This is a genomic window from Niveispirillum sp. CC-CTL257, assembly GCF_059489915.1.
The window spans coordinates 721597-735266 of the sequence record NZ_JCAJXE010000004.1 but is presented as its reverse complement, the minus strand read 5'-3'; the positions used below and the strand labels follow the sequence as shown (position 1 = coordinate 735266).

General features: G+C 64.4%; 13 protein-coding genes. 7 read left to right on the top strand and 6 right to left on the bottom strand.

Features of this window, described 5'->3' with window-relative positions:
* The first annotated feature begins 146 nt into the window (after nt 1-146).
* Nucleotides 147-1736, top strand: coding sequence for a tyrosinase family protein (locus tag ABC729_RS23665; RefSeq protein ID WP_495610074.1), 1590 nt, complete (start codon nt 147-149; stop codon nt 1734-1736).
* Between the two features lie 60 nt (nt 1737-1796).
* Here the strand turns inward: ABC729_RS23665 and ABC729_RS23660 are convergent, their stop codons facing one another.
* From ABC729_RS23660 to ABC729_RS23650, 3 genes are all read right to left on the bottom strand, one after another.
* Nucleotides 1797-2408, bottom strand: a complete 612-nt coding sequence (locus tag ABC729_RS23660) for a hypothetical protein (protein WP_495610073.1) — start codon at nt 2406-2408, stop codon at nt 1797-1799.
* Nucleotides 2405-2887: an RNA polymerase sigma factor gene (locus tag ABC729_RS23655; RefSeq protein ID WP_495610072.1), complete on the bottom strand. Its 483-nt coding sequence runs from the start codon at nt 2885-2887 to the stop codon at nt 2405-2407. Before ABC729_RS23655 ends, ABC729_RS23660 begins: the two co-directional genes overlap by 4 nt.
* Nucleotides 2888-3023: 136 nt before the next feature.
* Nucleotides 3024-4898 carry an ATP-binding protein gene (locus tag ABC729_RS23650; protein WP_495610071.1) on the bottom strand — a complete coding sequence of 625 codons (1875 nt, stop codon included), beginning with the start codon at nt 4896-4898 and terminating at the stop codon, nt 3024-3026.
* A gap of 454 nt (nt 4899-5352) precedes the next feature.
* Here ABC729_RS23650 and ABC729_RS23645 point away from each other — a divergent pair, with 454 nt between their 5' ends.
* Both ABC729_RS23645 and ABC729_RS23640 read left to right on the top strand, forming a co-directional pair.
* Nucleotides 5353-6084, top strand: coding sequence for a fimbrial biogenesis chaperone (locus ABC729_RS23645; protein ID WP_495610070.1), 732 nt, complete (start codon nt 5353-5355; stop codon nt 6082-6084).
* 93 nt (nt 6085-6177) lie between these two features.
* Nucleotides 6178-8718, top strand: coding sequence for a fimbria/pilus outer membrane usher protein (locus ABC729_RS23640; RefSeq protein WP_495610069.1), 2541 nt, complete (start codon nt 6178-6180; stop codon nt 8716-8718).
* Here ABC729_RS23640 and ABC729_RS23635 read toward each other — a convergent pair.
* From ABC729_RS23635 to ABC729_RS23625, 3 genes are read right to left on the bottom strand one after another with little or no spacing between them, the layout of a single operon-like run.
* Nucleotides 8681-10060, bottom strand: coding sequence for an amidase (locus tag ABC729_RS23635; RefSeq protein WP_495610068.1), 1380 nt, complete (start codon nt 10058-10060; stop codon nt 8681-8683). The genes ABC729_RS23640 and ABC729_RS23635 overlap by 38 nt on opposite strands.
* A gap of 5 nt (nt 10061-10065) precedes the next feature.
* Nucleotides 10066-10599, bottom strand: a complete 534-nt coding sequence (locus ABC729_RS23630) for a GNAT family N-acetyltransferase (protein ID WP_495610067.1) — start codon at nt 10597-10599, stop codon at nt 10066-10068.
* A gap of 6 nt (nt 10600-10605) precedes the next feature.
* A complete protein-coding gene (locus ABC729_RS23625) occupies nt 10606-10902 on the bottom strand; it encodes a type II toxin-antitoxin system TacA family antitoxin (protein ID WP_495610066.1) in 297 nt (98 codons plus the stop codon).
* 164 nt (nt 10903-11066) lie between these two features.
* On the opposite strand from ABC729_RS23625, the gene ABC729_RS23620 reads away from it, so the two are divergent.
* The 4 genes from ABC729_RS23620 to ABC729_RS23605 all read left to right on the top strand — a co-directional run bounded on the left by ABC729_RS23620 (nt 11067) and on the right by ABC729_RS23605 (nt 13669).
* Nucleotides 11067-11975 carry a spore coat protein U domain-containing protein gene (locus tag ABC729_RS23620; RefSeq protein ID WP_495610065.1) on the top strand — a complete coding sequence of 303 codons (909 nt, stop codon included), beginning with the start codon at nt 11067-11069 and terminating at the stop codon, nt 11973-11975.
* A 73-nt stretch (nt 11976-12048) separates the two neighbouring features.
* Nucleotides 12049-12516, top strand: a complete 468-nt coding sequence (locus tag ABC729_RS23615) for a spore coat protein U domain-containing protein (RefSeq protein ID WP_495610064.1) — start codon at nt 12049-12051, stop codon at nt 12514-12516.
* 19 nt (nt 12517-12535) lie between these two features.
* A complete protein-coding gene (locus ABC729_RS23610; protein ID WP_495610063.1) occupies nt 12536-12955 on the top strand; it encodes a VOC family protein in 420 nt (139 codons plus the stop codon).
* A 138-nt stretch (nt 12956-13093) separates the two neighbouring features.
* On the top strand, nt 13094-13669 hold the full coding sequence (locus tag ABC729_RS23605; protein WP_495610062.1) for a MarR family transcriptional regulator: 576 nt from the start codon (nt 13094-13096) through the stop codon (nt 13667-13669).
* Nucleotide 13670 lies beyond the last annotated feature (1 nt).

Genomic DNA, 13670 nt, shown 5'->3' with positions numbered 1-13670 from the left:
CTGTTGCATCCGGTTGCACGGAACCTCTCCACACCACCACCCAAAGGCATAGATCACGAAACCACCAATCCGCGCATGGGCGCGTGACTTGTTCGCCGTCATGTCCTATCCTGCCCTCCACCAATTGGCATGGGGAGGATTGGGTTATGCGCGTATCACGACGTAATGTTCTGGCCGGCGGCGGGGCGCTGGCGGGGTTGGGGGCCATGTCCGGTATGGCCGGGGCCGCCACGAAGCAGCTGCCCGCCCCCTGGGTCCGCTATGATGTGTGGAGTGCGGATGGTCAGCGCATGCTGAAAGGCTATGCCACCGCGATTGAGGCGATGCTGGCCCTGCCGCCCACCCATCCGCATAACTGGTTCCGCAATGCCTTTGTGCATTACATGGATTGCCCGCATGGCAATTGGTGGTTCTATGTCTGGCACCGGGGATATCTGGGTTATTTCGAACAGACGGTCCGCAAATATTCCGGCATGTCCGATTTCGCCTTCCCCTATTGGGACTGGAGCCAGAAGCAGGCCCTGCCCGATGGCATGTTCGATGGCGTGCTGACGCCCGTCGCCGCTGCCTTCGCCAAATATTCCAAGGACCTGCCAACCTTCACCAATTTCATCCAGGGTCCGCTGGAAACCTATTACAGCCGCATGACGGCGGCGCAGAAGAACCAGCAGAACCTGCGCGGCAACACCACCTTTCAAAAGCTGTGGGACGGCGTGGCCGCGACCGGCGGGGTGGATATCGGCGACCGCGCCTTCGCGCCCACCGACAAGGCCCGCTACCCGACCCGCACCAATCCCGACATCGCGCCGTCGGTCGCCAAATACTGCCTGCCCGCCAACATCGCGCTCGGTCTGGCCCCGACACAGTTCAACAGCGCCAACATGGTGGACAGCTTCACCAGCGTGAAGACCGCGTCCCACAATGCCATGCCGGCCAGCGGTTCCGTCTTCTCCAAGCTGGAGGGGGAGCCGCATAACAAGGTCCACAACTTCATTGGCGGCGCCTTCGATGGCCCGGGCAATTGGGGCAGCGGTCCTTTCGGCAACATGACCAACAACCTGTCCCCCGTCGATCCCATCTTCTTCCTGCACCATTCCAACATGGATCGGCTGTGGTGGCTGTGGGAGGAGAAGCAGAAGGCCAAGGGCCTGCCAACCCTGCCCACCAACAAGGATGAACTGGCGCAGTTCGAGCGTGAGCCCTTCCTGTTCTTCTGGAACGACAAGGGCGACCCCATCCTGAATGGCAAGGCCGGGGATTACATCGATCCGCGTCAGTTCTGGTATTATTACGGCCCGCCGGTGGACCAGACCCTGCCCAATCTGGTGGCGGAGCTGAAGACACCCGCCCCCACCCCGCGCCTGCTGGCCGCCGCCCCGACCGAAAAGGCCGTGGATGCCCTGGCCCAATGGCCCATCGGCCTGAATGCCAAGCAGGTGCAGGCCGTCATCACCTTCACCCGACCCGCCAAATCGGCCCGCGAATATGCGCTGGTCGTCAATGCGCCGGCCGATCTGAAGGTGGCGGGCTTCGACAGCCCCTATTATGCCGGCAGCATCTCCTTCTTCGGCAGCCACACGTCCGACATGCAGCACCGCGTGACCTACATCGTGTCGCTGGACCCGGCCGTGGTGGCCAAGGCCGGTGGCCAGATGGATCTGCGCCTCGTCCCCACCCCGGCCTGGGCCGACCGGACGGAACCGCAGATCGAGAACCTGGAAATCCGCGGTTCTTAAACGGGGGCCATATCCCCGGCGGCATCCCCACAGATGCCGCCGGGCCTTCTTCACGTCACCTCACCCCACCCCCTCCTCATACTGGCGCAGCAGCCGGCGCAGCCGCTCCGCCTCCGGCTTCAGCATCTTGAAGTAACGCACGGCCATGATGCTGCCCGACAGGCCGAATCCCACCGTCGCCAGAATGGCGAAGTCGCGCATATTGCCGCCCGTCATCTTGCCCACATCGCCCAACTGCATGACCGCCAGCCCCAGCGCCATCAGGAAGATCGGCACCGCCACCCCCATCACCCGGATGCGCCCCATCGCCCCTTCCACATCCGACAGCAGGGCGCGCAGGCTGCCCGGCAGGGATGCCGGCGGGGCCGCCGCCGCCCCCTCCCATCCCCGCCGCACCACCAGGGCATAGACAGCCCAGGCAATGGCCAGCAGCAGCAGGCTGCCCCATTCCCGCGCCGGATCGACATTGCCCCGCCCGGCAATGCCATAGGCCGCCACCAGGCTCCACCCGCCCAGCGCCGCACCGATCAAACCCATGCGCAGGCGGAAGTCCCGGCCGCGCCGCGCCACCTCCGCCACGGCACTGTCGATCAGGTACAGGCCCGCCGCATCCTCCGCGCGGTTGGCGGCACCGGCCCAGGCGCGTTCCAGCCTTGCCATATCCATCGTCATTTCTCTTCCTCCTGCGCTTCGATCTGGGATATAATTCCTGTCAAACGGGCCTTGGCACGCGTCAGGCGAACGCCGATATTGCTTTCGCTCAAATCATGCATTTGGCCGATGTCGCGGTACGGCACGCCGTCCAGCGACAGAAGCAGGATCGACCGGTCCAGCGTCGGCAATTGACGGATGGCGGCATACAACCGGTCCAGCATCCGCACTTCGTCCGGGTCAGCGGACAGGGCGCTGCGCCGCATCGCCTCTGCCGCCGCTTCGGCGTCGCGCCGTGCCTTTCCGCCCTGGCTGCCCTGCCAGGTCAGCGCCCGGTTATGCGCAACGCGATAGATGAAGGTGACGGGTTGGCTGTCGCCGCGAAAGGCCGGCAAGGCCCGCCATACGGCCAGCATCAGTTCCTGCAACAGGTCCGGCTGGTCGGATGGCGGGGCGAAGCCGCGCGCGATCCGGTGCAACAGGGTCAGATGCTCGCGCATCCATTTCCTGAACATCGCCTCGCGTCCCGCATCCATCATCCGCTCCCGTTCGATCCGATGGATTAGACAGGGTCCAGCATCCCTTCCTTACAGGGAAAGGACAGAATTTATGCAACAGCTGAAAAGGGGCCGGACTTCACGCCGCCGGATCGCGCACCGGGGGCAGCACCGCCGACAGGGTGGCGATCAGATGATCCAGCTTGATGGGCTTGGCCAGAAAGGCCTGCATGCCGGCATCGCGGCATTGCTGGCGGATCTCCGCCGACAGGTTGGCCGTCAGGGCGACGATGGGCACCTGCGCGCCCTGTCCCCCCATGGCGCGCAGCCGCCTTGCCGCCTCCAGCCCATCCATGTCCGGCATGGACAGGTCCATGATAATGGCATCCACGCGCCGTTCCTTGACGATGGCGATGGCGTCGCCGCCATTGCCGGCCTGCAGAACCTCTGCCCCGCGCTGGATCAGCAATTCGGTGGCCACGAACCGGTTCACCTCATCATCCTCGACCAGCAGGATGACGGGCTGGCCCGCAGCGACGGCGGGCAGCCCCTCCAGGATGGGGGCGTCCTGGCGCGGCCGATCCACGGCCAGCGGCACCAGCGGCAGGCACAAGGTGAACTGGCTGCCCTCCCCCGCCTCGCTTTCCACCGTCAAATTGCCGCCCAACATGTCGGTCAGCGAGCGGGCAATGGCCAGCCCCAGACCGGCCCCGCCGAACCGGCGGGTGCTGGAACTATCGGCCTGGCTGAAAACCTCGAAAATCCGGTCCAGCTTTTCGGACGGGATGCCGATCCCAGTATCCACCACCTGGAACCGCACCCAATGCATGGGCGACGGGACGGCCAGACCCAGCACCGATCCCGGTGCCTCCACCCGATCGACCGACAGGGTGACACGGCCCTGGTCGGTGAATTTGACGGCATTGTCCAGAAGGCACAGCAAAATCTGGCGCAGACGTTTGGCATCGGTCACCACCCCCGACGGCACCCCGTCGCCGGTGCGCAAGGACAGGGTCAGGCCCTTGCGCTCCGCCCGGGGACCGACAGTGGACATCAGATCGCCCAGCAGCAGGCCCAGATCGACCGGCCCCTGTTCCATCTCCAGCCGCCCGGCCTCCAGCCGCGCCATGTCCAGCACATCATCGATGAGCGTCAGCAGCGAGGCGCTGGAACTGCCCATCACCTCCAGCAGGCGGATCTGCCCGGCATTCAAATTATGCGTCTCCAGGATCTGAAGACAGCCCTGGATGGCGTTGATGGGGGTGCGGATTTCATGGCTGATAGTAGCCAGGAATTCCGATTTAGCGCGGTCGGCGGCGCGGGCCTGTTCGGCCGCCACCTGTGCCGCCGACCGTTCGGCGGCCAACCGGTCGGTCATGCGCAGCAGGGCACCGCCAGCCGCCCCCATGGTGACGGCGATCACCACGAAGGGCTGGATGCAGGCAATGATCTGATTGCCCAGATTGGCCGGGTCGAACGCGTCCTGCGGCCGGTTGAACAGCACGTCCAGCCCATAGGCGCTATTGGCCAGCAGCGTAACAAAGGCCGCCGTCAGCAGCACCCATTCCGGCATGCGCCGTGGCTTGACGCGCAGCAGCGACAAGAGCGCTACCACCAGCACCGCCTCGATGAAGCCGACATTCAGCAATTCACGCAGCACAACATCGCGGCGGATCAGGGCCAGACCGACCAGCACCCCCACCAGCGCACCCGCCAGCAACCAGCGACGCCAGCGGCGGCGATGCCCGGCATAGATGGCGGCACCATGGGCGAACAGGTAGAGCGCGAAATTGTAAAGACAGTCGGCCAGCAGCGCCGCCGCCGCCATGGCGGGGCTTTCCGGCGACCCGATGCCGTCCAGCAGGGGCACCGAAATGACCACCATGACAAAGCACAGCGCCCACCACAGCGCATAGGCTTCCCGCCTCGCATGCCACCAGATCGCAGCCAGCAGGGCTGCGGCACCCAGAAGGGGTGCCGCATTGACCAGCAGCAGGGCGCGTTCAAGGTCCATGTTCGTCAAAATGACAGCGGCAGCCATAAACAGAAGATTGAGCAGCAAGGGTATCTTGCAACATGGGCAGCGAATACGCAATCTCCACAGACGCCATGACCACCTCGATCATCATCTATATTCTCAGATGCTTTTATTGCGAACATGATTATGAACACATTAACATGGATTTTCGTCTCTTTTTCCTCATCAACTTGACCCGCACGGCAGTTGGTGACTGGATATGCGGCACCGGCCCGTCGAACAGGCTTCGTGCGGTGGTGGTGCCTTATCCCACGCTTCGTTGTGGTAAATCGCGCACGCTTATGATTCAAAGGATTGTCCGATATACTTAATCCATTGGGACAGGCCGTGCCGGGGCCGCTAAACTGGCGGTGGCACAGGCCTGATGCCGGGACATGCGGGTCGTCCAGGGTGGATGGCTGGGGAGTAAACGCCAATGCAGGGCGCGGTCATGAAACATTATCTTCGCGGTGCGATGTTGACGCTGGGGGCCATGCTGCTGGGGGCGCTGCCCGCATCGGCCTTCCGCCTGATCCCCATCGAGATGGAGTTCGAGCCGACGGGGCGCGGTGCCACCCAGATTTTCCGGGTGGAGAATGATACGCAGCTGCCGATCGCCATCGAAATCCACATTACGGGCCGCCGGATGGGCCCGGATGGGGAGGATCTGCCCGCCGAACCCTCCGATGAATGGGTGATCTTCCCCGAACAGCTGGTGCTGGAACCCAACCAGAATCAGTCGGTGCGGGTGCAATGGACGGGCAATCCGAAACCCGATCAGGAACTGGCCTACCGGCTGATCGCCGAACAGCTGGATGTTGATATCGGGCAGGCACCGGTCGATGGCGGCAAGGTCAAGCTGCTGGTGCAGTACAAGGCCTCCATCTATGTCACCCCGCCCGGCGTGAAGCCGCAGATCAATGTCGTCTCCGCAGGCCCGCGTCAGCTCAGCGACGGGGTGGTGATGGAGGTGAAGGTCCGCAATGACGGCACGGCCCACAAGATCCTGAAGGACCCGACCCTGGTGGTGGAAGCTGGCGGCAAGTCCGTGTCGATCCCGGCCGACCGGCTGGGCGGTCTGGCGGGAGAGAATGTGCTGCCGGGTGTGACGCGCGGCTTCCTGCTGCCCTGGCCAGGTGACCTGCCCAAGGGTCCGCTGAACGCCAAGCTGAACCTGCCCTGATCGCCAAACGCCCCTGTCTGAGCCCCCATGTTCCGCCGCCCGCACCCTCGCTATCGACAATGCTTGAGGCTGGCCATCGCTGGTCCCTCGGCGTTGGCGCTGGCGCTTGCACCGGCGCGGCTGGCCTCTGGCGCGGGGTCGGAGACGCCGACCCCCACCGCCGCCCCCGTCCAGCCGAAAATCTCGGCGGATGAGCTGTTCAAGAAGGCGTTCGGACAGAAGAAGCAGGCGCAGAGCAGCCAGAAGGCCGACCTTCCCGTCTATTTCGACGGGTATGAGATCGGGCAGGTGCCGGGACAGGTCTCCCTCAACCCCAGCGACACGCTGGTCGATCTGAAGAAACTGTCGGAACTGCTGCGCCCCATCGCGCAGGAAGAACCGATCCAGGCCTTGCTGGCCCAGGCCGGACCGGACGGTACCGCCGCGCCCGCGCGCATGGCCCGGTCGGGCATTCAGCTGGCCTATGATGGCGGCGATCAGATCGTGAAGGTCACGGTGCCCGCCGCCGCCCGCCGCCCGCGCGACCTGTCGGTGCTGGAACGCGGGGCCGCCGCGCGGGCCTATACGGTCATCCCGCAGGCTGACCTGTCGGCGCAGATGAACATGCGGGCCGCCATCGAATATCTGTCCGTGCCCACCGGCTTCGGCAAGGATGGGCTGGGTCCGCTGTCCGTCTCCATGGAACCCGCCATCAACTGGAAGGGCTGGGTGGTGGAAGGGGAGGTCAATTACCGGGAAGATGCGGTCCGCACCCTGTCGCGCGGGCCTGTCCGTCTGGTCCGCGACTTCACCGATGCCGGCATCCGCACACAGCTGGGTGATTTCACCATGCCGGTGATCGGCAATCAGGTGGGGCGGGCGGTGGCCGGCGTGTCGGTCGCCAAGAACTTCTCCATCCGCCCCTATGACATGGTGCAGCCCAGCGGCAACCGCGAATTCATCCTGGACAATCCGTCGGTGGTGGAGGTCATTGTCAATGGTCGCCCCACCCGTACCTTCCGCCTGGAACCCGGCCCCTATAATCTGAACAATTTCCCCGGCGCGTCGGGCACCAACGACGTACAGATCCGCATCACCGACGCCTATGGCCGCGAACAGACCATCGACTTCCCGTTCTTCTTCGACAGTCAGCTTCTGGCCGCCGGCATTCAGGAATATGGTTACTCCATCGGTGTGCCCTCGCGGATCGATAATGACCGCTTTCTCTATGACGAAAAGGACCCGGTGCTTTCTGCCTATCATCGCGTGGGCGTGACCGATAATTTCACCTTCACCCTGGGCACCCAGGTGGACAAGACGGAAACCACCGTCACGGCCGAAGCGCTGGTGGCGACCGGCATCGGCACGTTCAGCGTGGAACCGTCGGCCTATCTGCGGCGCAAGGATTGGGGGCCGACCGAAACGCCGGCTGACAAGAAGCAGGGCTATGGCGGCACTCTGCGCTATCGCTCCTACTCCAACGGTGCCTCCGTGTTGGACAGTCAGGCGATCACGGCCCAGGTCAGCTGGTTTGACCCCAATTACCGCAGCTTCGGCTCCACCTTCGTTTCCAACACCAAGCTGGATGCCGCCCTGCGCATCTCCCAGCCCTTGTTCGAGAATCTGACCACCTCTCTCGGCGGTCGCTACCGTGAAACGCGGGGGACCAGCGAACGCGACAGCTACTCGCTGGACCTGGCCCTGCGCCGCCGCTTGTTCGAAACGGGCAGCATCGACCTGACCTTCAGCCACGGCAAGGATGGGTTGGGGGTGAAGGAAACAGGCGTCTATCTGACCACCCGCTTTGTCTTCGACAGCGGGCGGCAGAGTGCGGGTCTGAATATCGACACGATCTCCAAACAGCAGCGTCTGGATTGGCGGTTCCAGTCGCTCTACGCCGTCAACGCGCTGGCGGGCGGGCTGGAAATGCTGAATGAGGGGGGCAAGGCCGGCGACCGGGTGCAGGGCAATCTCAGCTACACGCATCAGCGCTTCGAAACGCAGGTCCGTCAGGACACCGTCCGCCGTTCGCTGAACGAAAACAAGGGCATCGAAAGCCGGACCTCAATGACATTCGGCACGGCGCTGGCCTTTGCCGATGGGCATTACGGCGTCACGCGCCCCATTTCCAACAGCTTTGCCATTGTCACCCCCCATCCGCGTCTGGCGGGCAAGGATATCGGCGTCGATCCCGTTGATGACCGCTATGCCGCCCAGACCGACTGGCTGGGTGTACCCATCGTCCCCAATATCTCCGCCTATCTGGTCCGCCCGATCCTGCTGGACGTGCCGGATGCGCCGGCCAATTACGATCTGGGTGATGACCGACCGGCGGTACAGCCGGGATACAAGTCGGGCACCATCATCACCATCGGCACCGACGCCGTCGCCTCGCTGGTCGGCACGCTGATCGGGCCGGAGGACAAGCCGATGGCGCTTCTGTCCGGCACCTTGCGGCCACAGGGCATCAAGGATGCCAAGGACCTGCCCTTCTTCACCAACCGTGCCGGCCTGTTCCGCATCGACAGCGTGCGGCCCGGCGACTGGCTGCTGGTCATCGCCGGCATGGAAAAGACGCCGATACCCATCCATGTGGCACCGGAGGCTGAAGGTCTGGTCAAGCTGGGCCCGTTGCGCCTGCCGGCCCGGCCTTAACCAACCCCTCCACATCCGGTCGGCGGTCGGCCCATTCGGTGGCGCACTGGTACGCATGGCCCAGCGTGATCAGTACCGCCTCCCGCCACGGCGTGGACAGGATTTGCAGCGACAGGGGCAGGCCGTCGGCATCGGCCCCGCAGGGCACCGCCAGCGCCGGCAGGTTCAGCCAGTTCGCCAGCCGTACAAACCGGCTGAACGGCAACCGGCCCTCATCCGCATCGGCCAGGGCGGGGGCCGGGATCGGCACGGTCGGCGTCAGGATGGCGTCGTAATCCTGGGCCCAGGCATGGAACCGCGCCTGTTCCTGTGCCTGCACCCGGATCAGCCTTGATAGTTCCGCTTCCGTAACGTCCTCACCACCCTGCATGCGCTTGAACACACCAGAATCCATTTCGGAACCGAAACGCTCAATCCGCTCCCGCCACAGCCGCCAGGCACGACCCGCCATCAGCAGGCCCGACGGCTCCACACAGGCGGCCGGATCGATGATCGGGGCCGCCTCCACCAGCTTGACGCCCAGCGCTTCCAGCGTGGCCAATGCCACCAGATAGGCCGCCCCAACGGCCTGATCGACACCGTCCAGGAACCGGTCGGGCAGGACAGCCAGGGTCAGCCCGCGCGGGTTGCCGGCCAGGGCGGCATCGGGATCGAATGCCGCCTGCCGCGCCAGCTTTGACCCCGGCTGGACCGGCCCGGCCTGCCTGTCCTGCATGACGGCCAGCATCCGCGCCACCCGCTCCACCGTGCGTGCCATGGGACCGATCGTATCCAGCTCCGGGCACAGCGGCAGACAACCCGCCATCGGCACCCGGCCCAGCGTGGGTTTCAGGCCCGCCAGATTATTCAGCGCCGACGGGATGCGGATCGACCCGCCCGTGTCGGTGCCCAGCGCGGCATCGGCCAGACCGGCAGCCACGGCCACTGCCGACCCGCTGGACGATCCGCCCGCGACCCGCACCGTCGCCGCGTCCCACGGGTTGCGCGGCGTTGCTGTGGCCCGGTTGATGCCCCAGGTCCCGAACGCCAGTTCCACCGTATGCGCCTTACCCAGCACCAGCATCCCGGCCCCGATCAGGGCACTCGCCGCCGCCGCATGGGCCGGCGCATCGGCCACCACCGGGGTCCGGCACCCGCCGCCGGTGGACAGACCGCGCAGGTCCAGCAGATCCTTGACTGCCAGGGTCAGGCCAGCCAACGGCCCCTTCGGCCCCGCCTTGTCCTGCCGCCACGCCTCCTCCCGCACCCATTCCGGCTCCACCAGGGCAAAGGCCTTCAGATGCGGGTCGATCCGGGCGATGCGGGACAGGGCGGCTTCGGCGATGGCGGTGAAGTTTGTCATGGCTTTCAGGGTCCTGGACTCAAGGAAACATCTATTCCGGCGGCACGCAGCGATGCCGCGACATCCGCGATGGATCGAAACAGCAGCAACGGATCATCCTTCGATGGCAGGAATCCCCGCCTCTGCCAGAAGCTGGCAGCATCCGCGTCAATGGCATTGACCATCAGGGCGCGCCCGCCGATCAGCTGTGCCCCCTGTACACACCGGATCAGCGCATGTGCCAGCAGCGCCGACCCGATCCCGCGTCCCGCCCACTCAATATCGGTGGCCAGTTGCCCCAGCAACAGACACGGCACCAGGGCGGGCGGCTGTCCCGTCCTGACAGCACGCGGCAGAACGGATGGCACGATGGCCGTGGGCGCCAACCCATAATAGCCCGCAACCCGCCCCGCCTCATGCACCACCATGACGACGGTGAACCCCTTTTCCTGGTTGGACAGGGCGCGATTATGCAGCCAGTGATCGAGGGCCGGCTTGCCACAGCTGAAACGGGACACGTCATGCCCGGCATTCAATGGCTCCGGCCGTGACAGCGTCATGATGGCCTACGCCTGACCCGGCTCAACATCCCAGGGGGCCGGACGCCGCAAGACCTCCACCATTGGGGCGACAGCCAAGGCAGGCGCTGACACGGCTTCCATGAACGCGGCAAACCCCTCCGGCCCCATCCGGATCAATCCAGCCTCCATCAGGGCATCCTCCGCCGCACGCACCGCCGCCTCCCGCACGAAATCGGTGCGCGACCGCCCGCGCAACTGCGCGGCCCGGTCAATGATGGCCAGATCGGCATCAGGCAGACGCATCGACAGCGGATGGTCCTTGCGGCTTGTACTGGCGGCCATGACGGTTCTCACAGGATGTGACCAGTTGACGATGCCCCATCGTAGCGCCTTTTGCAATACACGCCCTGTGCGGTGGGTTTCCACCGAAAACCTTGGATCACCTGCCATCTACTGGCATTGTCATTGCATCCATCTTTGGTGGTACCGATGCTGCTGGAATGAAAATGCCGATCCTGTTCCGCCCCCTGCCTGTCCTGTCCGCCCTGACCCTGGGCCTGTTGGCTGCAATGCCGGCTTGGTCCAAGGACAAGGACCGCTGTGATATCAATATCAACAGCATCGACCGGATCGAGCCGACGGACGAATACGACCCCTATTCGGGCGGCGCCACCGGCTATCACCAGATCGAGCTGGAGCATGATGACGGACCGGCCTGTGCCATCCTGGTCGGCATCGATGATGGCGGCAATGGCACCCGTGTCATGGACAGCTCTAAGGACCGGTTGGTCTATGACCTCTACAAGGACAGCCGCCTCAGCCAACGGGTAGGCGATGTGCGGGGCAGTGAGTCCAACATGTTCGCCCTGTCCATGGACAAGAAGAATGACAGCGCCAGCATCCAGTTCTTCTCCAACATCCCCGGCGGGCAGCTGGTGCAGAAAGGCACCTATTCCGATCGCGTCACCGTCAATGTCTATCAGCTGATCGACGGTACACCTTATGGCCCCATCGCCTCGCGCACTGCCCAGGTGCGGACCAAGGTGCGGTCGGTGGTCAGCGCCAGTGTGATCGTCGATGGCGTCACCCTCCCCCTGAATGGGTCCGTCGGGACCTTGGACCTGGGTGATCTGACGCGCGGCGGGGCGGGGCGCTTCGACCTCGATATTTCCGGCAATGGCGATTATTCACTGTCGCTGTCATCCAACAATGGCGGGCGGCTGGTCGGCACGGGCGGGGACAGTATCGGCTATCAGCTTTATGTTTCCGGCCGCGCGGTGTCCGTGGCGCGCGGGGCCACGGTCGATCTGGGCGGATCTGGCCGCTATGGGTTGCAGGTACAAACCGACGGCGCTGCCCAGGCCCTGGCAGGCACCTATTCGGATAGCTTGCTTCTGACCATCACCGCCAATTAAGATCAGGCCATGATTGACCGTCACGGCGCGGACAAACCGCCGTGGGTGCCCAGAATGGGCGGAAAGGATCGCCATGGCCTGGCGTTTCACAGGACGGGGATATGGTCCCCTGATGTTTCTGGCATTGCTGCTCGCCGGACCCTCCGCGGCGCAGAACAGCGCCCAGGGCACCATCACCCTACGGGCCTCCGTGCCCGCCACCTGCGGTGTCAGCCTTTCAACCGGCAATGCATCCTTAAACCTGAACAGCGCCGCCATCGTGCCCGTGGCAACGGTGGAAGAACGCTGCAACGCCGCCAATGGCTATACGGTCAGCCTGTCATCCAAGAATGGCGGCGCCTTGTCGTCGGGCAATGCCAGCATCGCCTACACCTTGCATTATGGTGACAGCAGCAGCACCGCCGACGGCAGCCTGACGGCGGGCCGCGCCGTGTCGGGCACGGCACGACAGACGGTGCTGTCCGTCTCCGTCCCGGCAGGCACACAACGTCAGGCCGGCGATTATGAGGATACGGTCACCATCGCCATTGCCGCCAAATAACCCGGAGTTATCCCGTCCCATGGCCATGCCCCGCTTCCACCTCGCCTTCCCCGTGCATGATCTGGCCGCCGCCCGCGCCTTCTATGGCGATCTGCTGGGCTGCCCGGAGGGGCGGTCATCCCCTGAATGGGTGGATTTCGACTTTTATGGTCATCAGATCGTGGCCCATCTGGCCCCGGATGAATGCGGATCGGCCGATACCAACCCCGTGGACGGGCACGATGTACCGGTCCGCCATTTCGGCCTGATCCTGGATTGGGACGCCTGGCACGCCCTGGCCGACCGGTTCCGCGCCGCCGGGCAGCGCTTCATCATCGAACCCGGCATCCGGTTTCAGGGCAAGGTGGGCGAACAGGCCACCATGTTCCTGCTGGACCCGTCCGGTAACGCGCTGGAATTCAAGGCTTTCCGCGATGAAGCGATGATTTTCGCGCGCTGATCCCAAAAACGTCCAAACGGTCTATGTCGCATGCAGGGTCAGGAATACGACCTACGCACTTGCGGTCACCGCCATACGCGATAATCTATGTAGCGGGCGGGATGGTTTATTGTGGGCCCGACAAGCCAAGAGGCGGTCATGATGGCTGGTGACGAAGGTCGGGGCTTTGGAACGATGATCAAGCTGGCCCGCATGGGCGACGCGCCGATTGAACATGTGACGACCGACCGGGCCGAAGCCCCGGTCAGTGAGGTCGCCCTTTATGCCGACATTGCCCGCGTCATTGATCATATGCAGCGCCGCCTGCACGATGTGGTCCGCGTCGAACTGGGCCGTATCGGGGTAGACGACATCAGCCCGATGCAGGTGCTGATGCTGCTCAATATCGGCAGTGATGAGCTGACGGTCCGCGACCTGATGGAACGCGGCTATTATCTGGGCTCCAACGCCTCTTATAACCTGAAGCATCTGGTCGAACAGGGCTATGTCGACCGTGGCGCCTCCGCGCGCGACCGACGTGCTGCCCGCCTGCGCCTGTCGGAAAAGGGTGAATGGCTGTGTGCGGAAATCGGCAAGTTGGAAAGCCGGCAGGCGGCACAGCTGCTGCGCACCAATAATGATGCCACCGACCTGGAAACCACCTATCGCATGCTACGCCGGCTGGAGCGCCTGTGGGGAGATGTCGTGCGCTACGACAGCCGTGGCCAGGACTGAT

What these genes read in the sequence shown, in the direction of transcription:
- ABC729_RS23665 (WP_495610074.1), top strand. Translation starts at nt 147, where the DNA reads ATGCGCGTATCACGACGTAATGTTCTGGCCGGCGGCGGGGCGCTGGCG.
- ABC729_RS23660 (WP_495610073.1), bottom strand. Translation starts at nt 2,408, where the DNA reads ATGACGATGGATATGGCAAGGCTGGAACGCGCCTGGGCCGGTGCCGCC.
- ABC729_RS23655 (WP_495610072.1), bottom strand. Translation starts at nt 2,887, where the DNA reads ATGCGCGAGCATCTGACCCTGTTGCACCGGATCGCGCGCGGCTTCGCC.
- ABC729_RS23650 (WP_495610071.1), bottom strand. Translation starts at nt 4,898, where the DNA reads ATGGACCTTGAACGCGCCCTGCTGCTGGTCAATGCGGCACCCCTTCTG.
- ABC729_RS23645 (WP_495610070.1), top strand. Translation starts at nt 5,353, where the DNA reads ATGAAACATTATCTTCGCGGTGCGATGTTGACGCTGGGGGCCATGCTG.
- ABC729_RS23635 (WP_495610068.1), bottom strand. Translation starts at nt 10,060, where the DNA reads ATGACAAACTTCACCGCCATCGCCGAAGCCGCCCTGTCCCGCATCGCC.
- ABC729_RS23630 (WP_495610067.1), bottom strand. Translation starts at nt 10,599, where the DNA reads ATGACGCTGTCACGGCCGGAGCCATTGAATGCCGGGCATGACGTGTCC.
- ABC729_RS23625 (WP_495610066.1), bottom strand. Translation starts at nt 10,902, where the DNA reads ATGGCCGCCAGTACAAGCCGCAAGGACCATCCGCTGTCGATGCGTCTG.
- ABC729_RS23620 (WP_495610065.1), top strand. Translation starts at nt 11,067, where the DNA reads ATGCCGATCCTGTTCCGCCCCCTGCCTGTCCTGTCCGCCCTGACCCTG.
- ABC729_RS23615 (WP_495610064.1), top strand. Translation starts at nt 12,049, where the DNA reads ATGGCCTGGCGTTTCACAGGACGGGGATATGGTCCCCTGATGTTTCTG.
- ABC729_RS23610 (WP_495610063.1), top strand. Translation starts at nt 12,536, where the DNA reads ATGGCCATGCCCCGCTTCCACCTCGCCTTCCCCGTGCATGATCTGGCC.
- ABC729_RS23605 (WP_495610062.1), top strand. Translation starts at nt 13,094, where the DNA reads ATGATGGCTGGTGACGAAGGTCGGGGCTTTGGAACGATGATCAAGCTG.